Origin of the sequence: Escherichia sp. UTM R2 (assembly GCF_048593455.1) — a bacterium.
Taxonomy (GTDB): Bacteria; Pseudomonadota; Gammaproteobacteria; order Enterobacterales; family Enterobacteriaceae; genus Escherichia; species Escherichia coli.
This window is the reverse complement of sequence record NZ_JBFWDY010000002.1, coordinates 1,276,866-1,292,204: the sequence shown is the minus strand read 5'-3', so window position 1 is coordinate 1,292,204 and position 15,339 is coordinate 1,276,866. Positions and strand designations below refer to the sequence as shown.

The following is a 15,339-nucleotide window of genomic DNA, read 5'->3' as shown; positions in this document are numbered from 1 at the left end:
CCTCGTATTAACTTTTGGTCATTTCACAAAGCGTATAATTTAATAAGCGACCTAAACCGCTGACGGTTTGTGATAACGCTTCTTCTACTGCGCCCACCGAGCCATAAATCACCAATGCACCGCTGAATCGGTCGAGAAAACCGATATGCACATCAGCGGCTTTCAGCGCTAAATCACCGGCGATCATCGCCGTTTCGCCGGGAGTTAGCGTCATAATGCCAATTGCGCCCGCATCCGGAACGCCGATTTTCTTCGCCAGTTCCTCACCGGGATGCGCGATGAGATGCGCCAGTGTGACCTGTTTGCCGGGCACAAATTCCTGAATGATGCGTTCTTTATCCATGAGTCGCCGCCTGTGAAAAACTTTCGTGTATCGTGACAATTTTTCGTCAGAGTAAATAACAAAATTCGGCAAGCGCGTTTAAAAGGTGAGGTAGATCACTAAGAATGGAGAGATATTCGCTGTGGTGCATAAACTTTCATATGCAACGCATGAATATAAATAAAATAATATCGAGATATTATATAGACTGCTTTTTTTATTATTCGCAAACTCAGTAATAAGCTTTACTAATATATTGCAGCCAAACCGCTTACCCTGAATATTCAGGGTAAGCGTGAGAGTTAAAAAAGAATTACAGCGGTTGGGTTTGCGCTTCAACCACGGCCAGCGCCACCATGTTGACGATACGACGCACCGATGCGATCGGCGTTAACACGTGAACCGGTTTCGCCACGCCCATCAGCACCGGACCGACAGTCACACCTTCCGAGCTGGAAACGCGCAGTAAGTTGTAACTAATGCGGGCAGCTTCCATGTTCGGCATCACCAGAATATTGGCAGAACCTTTCAAAGGGCTGTCCGGCATACGGTCGTTGCGAATCGCTTCCACCAGCGCTGCATCGCCGTGCATTTCACCATCAATCATCAGATCTGGCGCACGATCCCTGACCAGTTCCAGCGCCTGACGCATTTTGCTCGACGACGGGCAGTCAGAAGAACCAAAGTTGGAGTGCGACAACAGAGCAACGCGCGGCTCAATACCAAAACGACGGACAGTTTCTGCCGCCATCAAGGTGATCTCCGCCAGCTCTTCTGCATCCGGTTCATCATTAACATATGTATCGGCAATAAAGGTGTTACCACTCGGCAGCAGCAGCGCGTTCATGGCACCTGCGGTGTGAACGCCATCACGATAACCAAAGACATTTTTCACCACGCTAAAATGTTCATGATAATCACCCACCGTACCGCAAATCATTGCATCGGCTTCGCCACGCTGAACCATGATCGCGCCGATCACTGTCGGGTTACTGATCAGCGCCCGCTGCGCCTGTTCCTGAGTGACGCCGCGACGCTTCATGATCTGGAAGTATTCGGTCCAGTACTCTTTAAAGCGCGGATCGGATTCGTTATTGACGATCTCAAAATCAACGCCCGCTTTGATCTGCAAGCCCAGTTTCTGAATGCGCATTTCGATCACGTTCGGACGACCGATAAGGATCGGTTTCGCCAGTCCCAGCGTTACCAGTTCCTGAGTGGCATGCAGAACGCGCGCCTCTTCCCCTTCCGGCAGAACTACGCGCTTCGGCGCTTTGCGAGCCTGGGAGAAAATCGGCTTCATAAACAGGTTGGTTTTGTAAACGAACTCAGTCAGCTTGTCGATGTAAACGTCGAAATCAGCAATCGGACGCGTCGCCACGCCCGACTCCATCGCGGCTTTAGCGACCGCAGGAGCGATCTTAACGATCAAGCGCGGATCAAACGGTTTTGGAATGATGTATTCCGGACCAAAGCTCAGATCCTGATCGCCATACGCTGAAGCCACCACTTCGCTCTGTTCCGCATGGGCGAGTTCTGCAATCGCACGTACCGCCGCCAGTTTCATCTCTTCGTTGATTGCGGTTGCGCCAACGTCCAGCGCGCCACGGAAGATGAACGGGAAGCACAGGACGTTGTTCACCTGGTTCGGATAGTCAGAACGACCGGTGCAAATGATGGCATCCGGACGCACTTCTTTCGCCAGCGGCGGCAGAATTTCCGGTTCCGGGTTCGCCAGCGCCAGGATCATTGGCGCACGAGCCATTTTCTTCACCATTTCCTGGGTCAGCACTTTCGGGCCGGAACATCCGAGGAAAATATCCGCGCCTTCAATCACATCATCGAGGGTACGTTTGCCGTCATCCACCACCGCATATGCGGCTTTGGTTTCCGCCATGTTTGGCTCACGGCCCTGATAGATAACGCCTTTTGAATCGCAAACCACGATGTTATGTTTTTGCAGACCCAGCGCTACCAGCAGGTTCATACAGGCGATTGCTGCGGCACCCGCGCCGGAAACCACCATACGCACGTCAGAGATGTTTTTCTCCACCACGCGCAAGCCGTTGAGGATGGCGGCAGTGCTGATAATTGCCGTGCCGTGCTGATCGTCGTGGAATACCGGAATATTCATCCGCTCGCGCAGTTTCTGTTCAATATAGAAACATTCTGGCGCTTTAATGTCTTCGAGGTTGATGCCGCCGAAGGTTGGTTCGAGCGCGGCGACAACTTCAATAAATTTGTCCGGGTCGAGTTCGTCAACTTCAATGTCAAATACATCAATCCCGGCGAATTTCTTAAACAGAACGCCCTTGCCTTCCATCACCGGTTTGCCTGCCAGCGCGCCAATGTTGCCTAACCCCAGCACCGCCGTACCGTTAGAGATCACCGCCACCAGGTTACCGCGGGCGGTATATTTGTAGGCTTTTAACGGGTCTTTTTCGATTTCAAGACAAGGTGCGGCAACGCCTGGTGAGTAGGCCAGCGCCAGATCGCGCTGTGTTGCCAGAGGCTTGGTTGGAGAAACCTGGATTTTCCCTGGAACTGGAAATTCATGGAAATCAAGTGCACTTTGTTTTAACTGGTCATCCATTTGGTTGTTCCTTTCACGTAACGTTCACAAATAAAGTGTGTGGGCAACAGCCCCTGCCCACAACGTGGCGCACATTATTACCCTGCCGGAGTCTACAGACTTTGAGCAAGTCAAAACTCTCACCATTAATATAATGTTTTGGTAATAATCCTATAACACTGATGTTACCTGCTTAATCCAGCAATACCATGCCTGTCTGCTATGCTTTTTTGATGCGTTTAGCGAAATTTCTCAGAAGTGTGAATTAACACACTCATCTAACACTTTACTTTTCAAGGAGTATTTCCTATGAACGAGTTAGACGGCATCAAACAGTTCACCACTGTCGTGGCAGACAGCGGCGATATTGAGTCCATTCGCCATTATCATCCCCAGGATGCCACCACCAATCCTTCGCTGTTACTCAAAGCTGCCGGATTATCACAATATGAGCATTTAATAGACGATGCTATCGTCTGGGGTAAAAAAAATGGCAAGACCCAGGAACAACAGGTGGTCGCAGCGTGTGACAAACTGGCGGTCAATTTCGGTGCTGAAATCCTCAAAATCGTACCCGGTCGCGTGTCAACAGAAGTTGATGCACGCCTCTCTTTTGATAAAGAAAAGAGTATTGAGAAGGCGCGCCATCTGGTGGACTTGTATCAGCAACAAGGCGTTGAGAAATCACGCATTCTGATCAAGCTGGCTTCGACCTGGGAAGGAATTCGCGCGGCAGAAGAGCTGGAAAAAGAAGGTATTAACTGCAACCTGACGCTGCTGTTTTCTTTTGCACAGGCACGGGCCTGTGCGGAAGCAGGCGTTTTTCTGATTTCGCCGTTTGTCGGGCGTATTTATGACTGGTATCAGGCACGCAAGCCGATGGACCCGTATGTGGTGGAAGAAGATCCGGGCGTTAAATCGGTGCGCAATATCTACGACTACTATAAGCAACACCACTATGAAACCATTGTGATGGGCGCGAGCTTCCGTCGCACCGAACAAATCCTCGCCTTAACCGGCTGCGATCGACTGACTATCGCACCGAATTTGCTGAAGGAGCTGCAGGAAAAAGTTTCGCCAGTGGTACGTAAATTAATCCCACCTTCTCAGACGTTCCCACGCCCAGCTCCCATGAGCGAAGCGGAGTTCCGTTGGGAGCACAATCAGGATCCGATGGCGGTAGAAAAACTGTCTGAAGGCATTCGTCTGTTCGCCGTTGATCAACGCAAACTGGAAGATCTTCTTGCCGCCAAACTATAAACCAGCCACGGAGTGTTATATGTCCCGAAAAGACCTTGCCAATGCGATTCGCGCACTCAGTATGGATGCGGTACAAAAAGCCAATTCTGGTCATCCCGGCGCGCCGATGGGCATGGCTGATATTGCTGAAGTGCTGTGGAACGATTTTCTTAAACATAACCCTACCGACCCAACCTGGTATGATCGCGACCGCTTTATTCTTTCCAACGGTCACGCGTCAATGCTGCTCTACAGTTTGCTACATCTGACGGGCTACGACCTGCCGCTGGAAGAACTGAAGAACTTCCGTCAGTTGCATTCAAAAACCCCAGGCCACCCGGAAATCGGCTATACGCCTGGTGTTGAAACCACCACCGGTCCACTTGGACAAGGTTTGGCGAACGCCGTCGGGCTGGCGATAGCAGAGCGTACGCTGGCGGCGCAGTTTAACCAGCCAGATCATGAAATTGTCGATCACTTCACCTATGTGTTTATGGGCGACGGCTGCCTGATGGAAGGTATTTCCCACGAAGTCTGTTCGCTGGCGGGCACGCTGGGACTGGGCAAGCTGATTGGTTTTTACGATCACAACGGTATTTCGATTGATGGAGAAACCGAAGGCTGGTTTACCGACGATACGGCAAAACGTTTTGAAGCCTATCACTGGCATGTGATCCATGAAATCGACGGTCACGATCCGCAGGCGGTGAAGGAAGCGATCCTTGAAGCGCAAAGCGTGAAAGATAAGCCGTCGCTGATTATCTGCCGTACGGTGATTGGCTTTGGTTCGCCGAATAAAGCAGGTAAGGAAGAGGCGCACGGCGCACCGCTGGGGGAAGAAGAAGTGGCGCTGGCACGGCAAAAACTGGGCTGGCACCATCCGCCATTTGAAATCCCTAAAGAGATTTATCACGCCTGGGATGCCCGCGAAAAAGGCGAAAAAGCGCAGCAGAGCTGGAATGAGAAGTTTGCCGCCTATAAAAAGGCTCATCCGCAACTGGCAGAAGAGTTTACCCGTCGGATGAGCGGTGGTTTACCGAAGGACTGGGAGAAAACGACTCAGAAATATATCAATGAGTTACAGGCAAATCCGGCGAAAATCGCTACCCGTAAGGCTTCGCAAAATACGCTTAACGCTTACGGGCCGATACTACCGGAGCTGCTCGGCGGTTCGGCGGATCTGGCTCCCAGCAACCTGACCATCTGGAAAGGTTCTGTTTCGCTGAAGGAAGATCCGGCGGGCAACTACATTCACTACGGGGTGCGTGAATTTGGCATGACCGCTATCGCCAACGGCATTGCGCACCACGGCGGCTTTGTGCCGTATACCGCGACGTTCCTGATGTTTGTTGAATACGCCCGTAACGCCGCGCGAATGGCGGCACTGATGAAAGCGCGGCAGATTATGGTTTATACCCACGACTCAATTGGCCTGGGCGAAGATGGTCCGACGCACCAGGCTGTTGAGCAACTGGCCAGTCTGCGCTTAACGCCAAATTTCAGCACCTGGCGACCGTGCGATCAGGTGGAAGCGGCGGTGGGCTGGAAGCTGGCGGTTGAGCGCCACAACGGACCGACGACACTGATCCTCTCCAGGCAGAATCTGGCCCAGGTGGAACGTACGCCGGATCAGGTTAAAGAGATTGCTCGTGGCGGTTATGTGCTGAAAGACAGCGGCGGTAAGCCAGATATTATTCTGATTGCCACCGGTTCAGAGATGGAAATTACCCTGCAAGCGGCAGAGAAATTAGCAGGAGAAGGTCGCAATGTACGCGTAGTTTCCCTGCCCTCGACCGATATTTTTGACGCTCAGGATGAGGAGTATCGCGAGTCGGTGTTGCCTTCTAACGTTGCGGCTCGCGTAGCGGTGGAAGCAGGTATTGCCGATTACTGGTACAAGTATGTTGGTCTGAAAGGGGCAATTGTCGGGATGACGGGTTACGGGGAATCTGCTCCGGCGGATAAGCTGTTCCCGTTCTTTGGCTTTACCGCCGAGAATATTGTGGCAAAAGCGCATAAGGTGCTGGGAGTGAAAGGTGCCTGATGGTGATCGCCGGATGCTGATTGCCGGATGCGACGCTGACGCGTCTTATCCGGCCTACAGCGTCTTATCCGGCCTACATGTCCCCGCCATTTTGTTTAACGGGTGATCCACAACGTGGGCCAGGCATCTGGCCCATGCCAGTTATCGCAGGTGGGTTCTGCGGCGTAACGCACCAGGCGAAAACGCTGACCGTCAAAGCGCCAGCGCGCCTGAATGCCACAATCGCTTAATCCGCGCCCTTTCGCTAAGGTCACCAGTTCACGCGATTTCTCATCAAATGTTGCGTTCATCAGTTCCAGTTCATTCGTCTCCTGACCGTTGTTGAACGGCAAACGCAACCGAACCGGGCGCGAAGCCAGCGGCTTTTTACGCGACACAATCCATGCCAAATCAATGGTGTTATAGGCCCCTGCCTCACAGCTAATCATCATCAGCGCTTTATCATCAGTCAGCGCAGTGACATTCACCTCACGACGCAATGGATCAAGCGAGCAGCGCAGACCATTCATCCGCCAGTTTCCATAATCCAGCAAATCGTTGCGTTCTTCGAGTGAGAGTGGCGTCGGCGTTGGGTTAACCACCGCGACCTCTTTCAGCGCAGGCGCGGGCGGTACGCTGAGCGGCGGTTCGTCCCCTTTCTTTATCCACGCGGTTTCACTGCCAACGCGCTTTTGCTGAGCATCAATAAACAACAACGCTGCTTTTAAGCCACTCAGAGAAATGGTCTGATCGCCATCGCGTAAGGTGATTGCCTTCCCTTCCTGAATCATCTGCAAAAACGCGGTGATGGTTGCCGTATCATCGGTTACTAATAACCATGGTGAAATCCACCACTTGTCACCACTTAACGCCAACGGCTCGCCATCTAACAGCAGCCGTGGCGCTATCTCCCCTTCTGACGCCTCCGGCGACTTCAATCCGCCGCGCTCAATACGTAAAACGGCATCGGTATGCGCCCCGGCGCTGCGGCTCAGGGTCATCACCAGTCCATTATGATCGCCCGTATTACGCGCCACGCAGAAATTTTGGTTATTACAGGTGACCTGCCAGTCGGAAAACGCCCGTTGCGCTGGTGCCGCCCACACCAAAGACGTCGGCAACAAAGCGAAAAAAAAGAGAAGGAAAATGCGATAGCGCATGGACGGTACGACCCCAGAAGTTCAAACAAACAGCACAAGTCGTATCTTCGTTGCGCAGGTAGCGCGGCTCAATCGGATTTGTCGGATTGAGCCAATAATAAACAACGAAATATTATTGTTATTTTTCAGTCCATTAAATGTGACGTTTGCAAATAGTTAAGCAATAACACCGTCTTACCGTCACGTATCTCGCCGGTTTTGATCATCTCCAGCGCCTGGCTGAACGGCAGCTCGAGCACTTCAATATCTTCATCTTCGACACCGCCACCGGCGTTAGCGCGCTGATTGTCACTGTATTCGGCGATAAAAAAGTGGATTAGCTCAGTCACACCGCCTGGCGACATATACAGTTCAAATAATTTGCGCACTTCACCCACTTCATAGCCCGTCTCTTCAATCGCTTCTTTGCGAATACACACTTCCGGTTCGTCGTTATCCAGCAGCCCGGCGCAGCTTTCAATCAGCTGCCCGCTTTCATTGCCATTAACCCAGGTAGCGACACGGAACTGACGAATCAGAACCACGGTCTTTTTCTTCGTGTTGTACAGGAGGATCGTCGCACCATTGCCGCGATCGTACACTTCACGTTTATGGCGGATAACTTCGCCGTCTTTGCGCGTGAGATCGTAAGTAATGTTGTGCAGGGTGAAATAGTTATCGGAGAGAATTTTGTCTTTAATGAGGGTGATTTGTTGCGTCATACCGACTCCACAGCGCGAAATGAACAATTATCTTACGCTGTGAAGTCGGGTTTGTCTGCGCAGGCTATCAGTGAGATTTGACTGATTTTACCCCCAGCCAGTCAATAATCCCCTGTGCCGCATGACGTCCTTCTGCCATTGCGGTAACCACCAGATCCGCACCACGCACGGCGTCACCACCAGCGAAGATTTTCGGATTGGTGGTCTGGTAACGGTACTGGCTTTCCACATCCGCGATGATGCGGCCCCATTTGTCTACCGTTACACCGTGCGACTCCAGCCACGGCATCCCGTGCGGATTGAAGCCAAACGCCATAATCACCGCGTCGGCTGGCATGACAAATTCACTGCCTTCCACCGGCACTGGACGCCGACGCCCCTGGGCATCCGGCTCGCCAAGACGCGTGCGCAGGAAACGAATCCCGCAGACGTGACCTTGTTCATTCAGCTCAAGCGCCACCGGCTGGACGTTAAATTCGAAGTTGGCCCCCTCTTCGCGGGCGTTCTTCACTTCTTTCTTCGAGCCTGGCATGTTAGCTTCATCACGACGATAAGCGCAGGTGACGTTACTCGCGCCGTGGCGCAGTGCTGTACGCACACAGTCCATCGCGGTGTCGCCGCCGCCCAGTACCACGACGTTAAGTCCGGCGGTATTGATAAACGGCTCTTCCGGTAGCTCTTCGAGCCCCATCACCTGTTTAGTGTTGGCAATGAGGAACGGCAGCGCGTCATAAACGCCCGGCGCATCTTCATTGGGTAAACCCGCTTTCATGGAACGGTAAGTGCCTACGCCAACGAAGACCGCGTCGTATTGTTCCAAAAGCGAATCCAAAGAGACATCTTTACCCACTTCACAATTGAGTTCGAAGTGAATCCCCATCGCGCTGAAGATTTCCCGACGGCGTGCCAGCAGGGATTTATCCAGTTTGAAAGAAGGAATGCCGAAAGTGAGCAAGCCACCGATTTCTGGATGGCGATCGTACACCGTCACCCCCACGCCATTGCGGGTCAGAACATCCGCACAGGCCAGCCCTGCCGGACCTGCACCGATAATCGCCACCCGCTTGTCCACTTTGGTGACATGGCTTAAGTCAGGACGCCAACCTTTCGCCAACGCCTGATCTGAAATGTAGCGTTCAATGTTGCCGATAGTTACCGCGCCGTGCTCATCGCGAATAGTACAGGCACCTTCACACAAACGGTCTTGCGGACAAACGCGTCCGGTAATTTCCGGCAGGGTGTTGGTCTGGTGAGAAAGCTCGACGGCGGCGTCGATGTTTCCGGCTTTCACCAGTTCAATCCACTGCGGTATATGGTTATGCAGCGGGCAGGTCCATTCACAAACGCTGTGCTCGCCGCACTTAAGGCAGCGCGAGGCTTCCCGTTGTGCCTGGTCGGCGCGAAATGGCAGATAAATTTCATCAAAACCGGTTTTGCGCGCTTCAATCGCCAGTTTATCCGGCTCGCCACGCGCGGGCGTTGCCTGCATTTGTTCGACTTTACTCATTACCGGCATTTCTTGCGCCGCGGTACTGGCATGCCACGGTTGATGTTCCTGACGCGCGGTGCGCAAGCGGCGGGATTTCGCCATGCCGGAGAGTGCGACGTCAGTGACCAGTTGCAGCGCGTCCGCCGGGCAATTCTCAACACAGGCAGGACCGTTTTCGCGCCCCGCACAAAGGTCGCATTTATGCGCCGTGGCTTTTACTTTTCCTGCCGCGACGGGTGTCAGGACGATTTGCATCGTACCAAAAGGACAGGCCACCACGCAGGATTTACAGCCAATACACTTTTGCTGATTGACCTGAATGCTGTCATCAACGTGGCTGATTGCGCCATTAGGGCAGCTACGGGCGCAGAGCGCATCTTCACAATGGTGACAGGTCACTGCACTACGTTGCTGTTGATGTTTGATAACCGTAATTCGGGGATGAAAATGGTGTTGGCTCAGGACATGTTGCTCATCATTGTGAGCCATGACACAGGCGATTTCACAAGCATGACAACCCAGACATTGCTGACTGTTGGCCATAATAAAACGATTCATAACGACCTTCTTTTTTGGTTGTAAAAACCTTATTCTTTATATGAGTGTTGTTATTACCCGACTTACAGGGGAATCGGCAATGTTCATGTGCCCAGAATAAGTAACTATTTCGCTATAAACTGTGGCAGATCAAATAATCCCATCACTGACTAAATTGCGTTTCAGCGAACTGGAACATTAATGATTTTTTGTGGAGAAGACGCGTGTGATTGTTAAACGACCCGTCTCGGCCAGTCTGGCCCGGGCCTTTTTTTACATTGTGCTGCTGTCGATTCTTTCCACGGGTATCGCTCTGCTAACTCTGGCGAGCAGTTTGCGCGACGCTGAGGCTATCAATATTGCCGGATCGCTGCGTATGCAGAGTTACCGCCTGGGCTACGACTTGCAAAGTGGCAGTCCACAACTCAATGCACATCGCCAGTTATTTCAGCAGGCACTGCATTCACCGGTATTAACCAACCTCAACGTCTGGTATGTGCCAGAAGCAGTAAAAACTCGCTATGCGCATCTGAATGCCAACTGGCTGGAGATGAATAATCGGCTCAGCAAGGGCGATTTGCCGTGGTATCAGGCCAATATTAATAATTATGTTAATCAGATAGACCTGTTCGTACTGGCTTTACAGCACTACGCTGAACGCAAAATGCTGCTGGTGGTGGCGATTTCCCTGGCTGGCGGCATCGGTATTTTCACGCTGGTCTTTTTTACTTTGCGCCGCATACGCCATCAGGTGGTTGCCCCGCTGAATCAGCTGGTTACCGCCAGTCAGCGTATTGAACACGGGCAGTTCGACTCGCCGCCGCTGGATACCAACCTGCCGAATGAGCTTGGTCTGCTTGCAAAAACCTTTAACCAGATGTCGAGCGAGCTGCATAAATTGTACCGTTCGCTGGAAGCGTCAGTAGAAGAAAAGACCCGCGATCTCCACGAGGCCAAGCGTCGTCTGGAGGTGTTGTATCAGTGTTCGCAGGCGCTGAACACTAGCCAGATTGATGTGCATTGTTTCCGCCATATTTTGCAGATTGTTCGCGACAATGAAGCGGCTGAATATCTGGAGTTAAATGTCGGTGAAAACTGGCGGATTAGCGAAGGGCAACCAAACCCGGAATTGCCGATGCAGATTTTACCGGTGACAATGCAAGAGACGGTTTACGGCGAACTGCACTGGCAAAATAGTCACGTTTCATCATCAGAACCGCTGCTTAACAGCGTTTCGTCGATGCTGGGACGCGGTTTGTACTTTAATCAGGCGCAGAAGCATTTTCAGCAATTATTGTTGATGGAAGAACGTGCGACCATCGCCCGCGAATTGCACGACTCGCTGGCTCAGGTACTTTCTTACTTACGTATCCAGTTGACGTTACTGAAGCGTTCGATACCGGAAGATAACGCCACCGCACAAAGTATCATGGCCGATTTTTCCCAGGCGTTGAATGATGCTTATCGGCAGTTACGCGAGCTGTTGACTACTTTCCGCCTGACGCTGCAGCAGGCGGATCTCCCCTCCGCATTGAGGGAAATGCTGGATACGTTACAAAATCAAACCAGCGCCAAACTGACCCTCGACTGCCGTCTGCCAACCCTGGCACTGGATGCGCAAATGCAGGTGCATTTGTTGCAAATTATTCGCGAAGCGGTGCTGAATGCGATGAAGCACGCCAACGCCAGCGAAATCGCCGTCAGTTGCGTCACCGCGCCGGACGGCAATCACACGGTTTATATCCGTGATAACGGGATTGGTATCGGTGAACCGAAAGAACCCGAAGGTCATTATGGTCTGAATATCATGCGCGAACGCGCGGAACGGCTAGGTGGGACGCTGACTTTTTCACAACCTTCCGGCGGCGGCACGTTAGTGAGTATTAGCTTTCGCTCTGCGGAGGGTGAGGAAAGTCAGTTAATGTAATGCCTCCTACTGACCAAAGAATACTTGCACTTAAGGTTCAGTATAAAAGGGCATGATAATTTACATTAACTCCTTTTTTTCTCCACGATTGGCTCGTACCTTGCCGCTACAGTGAAGCAAGTTAAGCCTACAACGATACGCAGAAACACGAGGTCCTCTTTTAATGGCGAATTTCTTTATTGATCGCCCCATTTTTGCCTGGGTGCTGGCAATCCTGTTGTGTCTGACAGGTACCCTGGCGATTTTTTCATTGCCCGTTGAACAATACCCCGATCTCGCGCCACCGAATGTGCGAGTGACCGCTAACTATCCCGGCGCATCGGCCCAGACGCTGGAAAACACCGTGACCCAGGTTATCGAGCAAAATATGACCGGCCTCGATAATCTCATGTATATGTCATCTCAGAGCAGTGGCACCGGTCAGGCATCTGTCACTTTAAGTTTTAAAGCAGGCACCGATCCGGACGAAGCCGTGCAGCAAGTACAAAACCAGCTGCAATCAGCCATGCGAAAGTTACCGCAGGCGGTGCAAAATCAGGGCGTGACGGTGCGTAAAACCGGCGATACCAACATTCTGACCATTGCCTTCGTCTCTACCGATGGTTCGATGGATAAACAGGATATTGCTGATTATGTTGCCAGTAATATTCAGGACCCGTTAAGCCGCGTAAATGGCGTCGGGGATATTGATGCCTATGGTTCGCAATATTCCATGCGTATCTGGCTGGACCCGGCGAAACTCAACAGTTTCCAGATGACAGCTAAAGATGTCACTGATGCCATTGAGTCACAGAACGCGCAGATTGCGGTTGGGCAACTTGGTGGTACACCTTCCGTCGATAAGCAGGCGCTCAACGCCACCATTAACGCCCAGTCACTGCTGCAAACACCAGAACAGTTCCGCGATATCACCTTGAGGGTGAATCAAGACGGCTCAGAGGTAAGGCTGGGCGATGTCGCCACCGTCGAAATGGGGGCGGAGAAATACGATTATCTTAGCCGCTTCAATGGTAAGCCAGCCTCCGGGCTGGGGGTAAAACTGGCCTCCGGCGCAAACGAAATGGCGACAGCGGAGCTGGTGCTCAATCGTCTCGACGAGCTGGCGCAGTACTTCCCGCACGGACTGGAATACAAGGTGGCGTATGAAACCACCTCGTTTGTTAAAGCCTCCATTGAAGACGTGGTGAAAACGCTGCTGGAAGCTATCGCTCTGGTTTTCCTCGTTATGTATCTGTTCCTGCAAAACTTCCGCGCCACGCTGATACCCACTATCGCCGTGCCGGTGGTGTTGATGGGAACCTTCTCCGTACTTTACGCCTTCGGTTACAGCGTCAACACCTTAACCATGTTCGCGATGGTGCTGGCGATCGGTCTGCTGGTGGATGACGCCATCGTGGTGGTGGAAAACGTCGAACGTATTATGAGTGAGGAAGGACTCACTCCTCGCGAAGCCACACGTAAATCGATGGGGCAGATCCAGGGGGCACTGGTCGGGATTGCGATGGTTCTTTCGGCGGTATTTGTACCAATGGCCTTCTTCGGCGGCACCACCGGTGCCATCTATCGCCAGTTCTCTATTACCATTGTTGCGGCGATGGTGCTGTCAGTACTGGTAGCGATGATCCTCACTCCGGCTCTGTGTGCCACACTACTTAAGCCACTGAAAAAAGGTGAGCATCATGGGCAAAAAGGCTTTTTTGCCTGGTTTAACCAGATGTTTAACCGCAACGCCGAACGCTACGAAAAAGGGGTGGCGAAAATTCTCCACCGTAGCCTGCGCTGGATTGTGATTTATGTCCTGCTGCTTGGCGGCATGGTGTTCCTGTTCCTGCGTTTGCCGACGTCGTTCTTACCGCTGGAAGACCGTGGCATGTTTACTACCTCGGTACAGTTGCCCAGCGGTTCAACGCAACAACAGACCCTGAAAGTCGTTGAGCAAATCGAGAAATACTACTTCACCCATGAAAAAGACAACATCATGTCGGTGTTTGCCACCGTTGGTTCTGGCCCTGGGGGTAACGGGCAAAACGTGGCGCGAATGTTTATCCGCCTGAAAGACTGGAGCGTACGCGACAGTAAGACCGGCACCTCGTTTGCCATTATCGAGCGTGCAACGAAGGCGTTTAACCAAATTAAAGAAGCTCGCGTTATCGCCAGCAGCCCGCCAGCAATTAGCGGTCTTGGTAGTTCTGCAGGTTTTGATATGGAGTTGCAGGACCACGCTGGAGCGGGTCACGATGCGCTGATGGCAGCACGTAATCAGTTGCTGGCGCTGGCGGCGGAAAACCCGGAGCTAACCCGTGTGCGCCATAACGGCCTCGACGACAGTCCGCAGTTGCAGATTGATATCGACCAGCGTAAAGCTCAGGCGCTGGGCGTTGCTATCGACGATATTAACGACACACTGCAAACCGCCTGGGGTTCGAGCTATGTGAATGACTTTATGGATCGCGGTCGCGTGAAGAAAGTCTATGTGCAGGCAGCTGCGCCGTATCGCATGCTGCCAGATGACATCAATCTCTGGTATGTCCGAAATAAAGATGGCGGCATGGTGCCCTTCTCTGCTTTCGCGACCTCACGCTGGGAAACAGGCTCGCCGCGTCTGGAACGCTATAACGGTTATTCTGCGGTTGAGATTGTTGGGGAAGCCGCACCGGGGGTCAGTACCGGTACGGCGATGGATATTATGGAATCGTTAGTGAAGCAGCTGCCAAACGGCTTTGGTCTGGAGTGGACGGCGATGTCGTATCAGGAGCGGCTTTCCGGCGCGCAGGCTCCGGCGCTGTACGCCATTTCCTTGCTGGTGGTATTCCTGTGTCTGGCTGCGTTGTATGAAAGCTGGTCGGTGCCGTTCTCGGTAATGCTGGTCGTGCCGCTGGGGGTAATCGGCGCGCTGCTGGCAACCTGGATGCGCGGGCTGGAAAACGACGTTTACTTCCAGGTGGGCCTGTTAACGGTCATTGGTTTATCGGCGAAAAACGCCATCCTGATCGTCGAGTTTGCTAACGAGATGAACCAAAAAGGCCACGACCTGTTTGAAGCGACGCTCCACGCCTGCCGTCAGCGTTTACGCCCGATTCTGATGACCTCGCTGGCATTTATCTTCGGCGTATTGCCAATGGCAACCAGCACGGGTGCCGGTTCCGGTGGTCAGCATGCGGTGGGTACTGGCGTAATGGGCGGGATGATTTCGGCCACTATTCTGGCTATTTACTTCGTGCCGCTGTTCTTTGTACTGGTGCGCCGCCGCTTCCCGCTGAAGCCGCGCCCGGAATAAGCAATAAAAAAGGCGACATGCTAATGTGTCGCCTTTTTCAACTTTCCGATTAAGAACCTGCTCAGCGGGTTCTTGCTGTTTGTACTTTGTCT

At 52.5% G+C, this 15,339-nt stretch carries 9 protein-coding genes; 4 read left to right on the top strand and 5 right to left on the bottom strand.

Features of this window, described 5'->3' with window-relative positions:
- Positions 1-7 precede the first annotated feature (7 nt).
- Both eutS and maeB read right to left on the bottom strand, forming a co-directional pair.
- Entirely contained in the window at positions 8-343 is a 336-nt protein-coding gene (gene eutS, locus AB4H76_RS07055) for an ethanolamine utilization microcompartment protein EutS (RefSeq protein WP_000356956.1), read from the bottom strand.
- 292 nt (positions 344-635) lie between these two features.
- Positions 636-2,915, bottom strand: coding sequence for an NADP-dependent oxaloacetate-decarboxylating malate dehydrogenase (gene maeB, locus AB4H76_RS07050; RefSeq protein WP_000342642.1), 2,280 nt, complete (start codon positions 2,913-2,915; stop codon positions 636-638).
- A 288-nt stretch (positions 2,916-3,203) separates the two neighbouring features.
- On the opposite strand from maeB, the gene tal reads away from it, so the two are divergent.
- Positions 3,204-4,154, top strand: a complete 951-nt coding sequence (gene tal / locus AB4H76_RS07045; RefSeq protein WP_121689822.1) for a transaldolase — start codon at positions 3,204-3,206, stop codon at positions 4,152-4,154.
- A gap of 19 nt (positions 4,155-4,173) precedes the next feature.
- Positions 4,174-6,177, top strand: coding sequence for a transketolase (gene tkt, locus AB4H76_RS07040; protein ID WP_085452697.1), 2,004 nt, complete (start codon positions 4,174-4,176; stop codon positions 6,175-6,177).
- Between the two features lie 95 nt (positions 6,178-6,272).
- Here tkt and AB4H76_RS07035 read toward each other — a convergent pair whose 3' ends face one another.
- From AB4H76_RS07035 to aegA, 3 genes are all read right to left on the bottom strand, one after another.
- Positions 6,273-7,316 (bottom strand): DUF1176 domain-containing protein, encoded by a 1,044-nt coding sequence (locus AB4H76_RS07035; protein WP_420062579.1) that lies wholly within the window; start codon positions 7,314-7,316, stop codon positions 6,273-6,275.
- A gap of 125 nt (positions 7,317-7,441) precedes the next feature.
- Positions 7,442-8,017 carry a GDP-mannose pyrophosphatase NudK gene (nudK, locus tag AB4H76_RS07030; protein WP_001300814.1) on the bottom strand — a complete coding sequence of 192 codons (576 nt, stop codon included), beginning with the start codon at positions 8,015-8,017 and terminating at the stop codon, positions 7,442-7,444.
- Between the two features lie 67 nt (positions 8,018-8,084).
- On the bottom strand, positions 8,085-10,064 hold the full coding sequence (gene aegA, locus AB4H76_RS07025) for a formate-dependent uric acid utilization protein AegA (protein WP_077491721.1): 1,980 nt from the start codon (positions 10,062-10,064) through the stop codon (positions 8,085-8,087).
- Positions 10,065-10,269: 205 nt separating this feature from the next.
- Here aegA and narQ point away from each other — a divergent pair, with 205 nt between their 5' ends.
- A complete protein-coding gene (gene narQ / locus AB4H76_RS07020) occupies positions 10,270-11,970 on the top strand; it encodes a nitrate/nitrite two-component system sensor histidine kinase NarQ (RefSeq protein WP_001300881.1) in 1,701 nt (566 codons plus the stop codon).
- A 163-nt stretch (positions 11,971-12,133) separates the two neighbouring features.
- Positions 12,134-15,247, top strand: coding sequence for a multidrug efflux RND transporter permease AcrD (gene acrD, locus AB4H76_RS07015; protein WP_077491719.1), 3,114 nt, complete (start codon positions 12,134-12,136; stop codon positions 15,245-15,247).
- Positions 15,248-15,339: the final 92 nt, after the last annotated feature.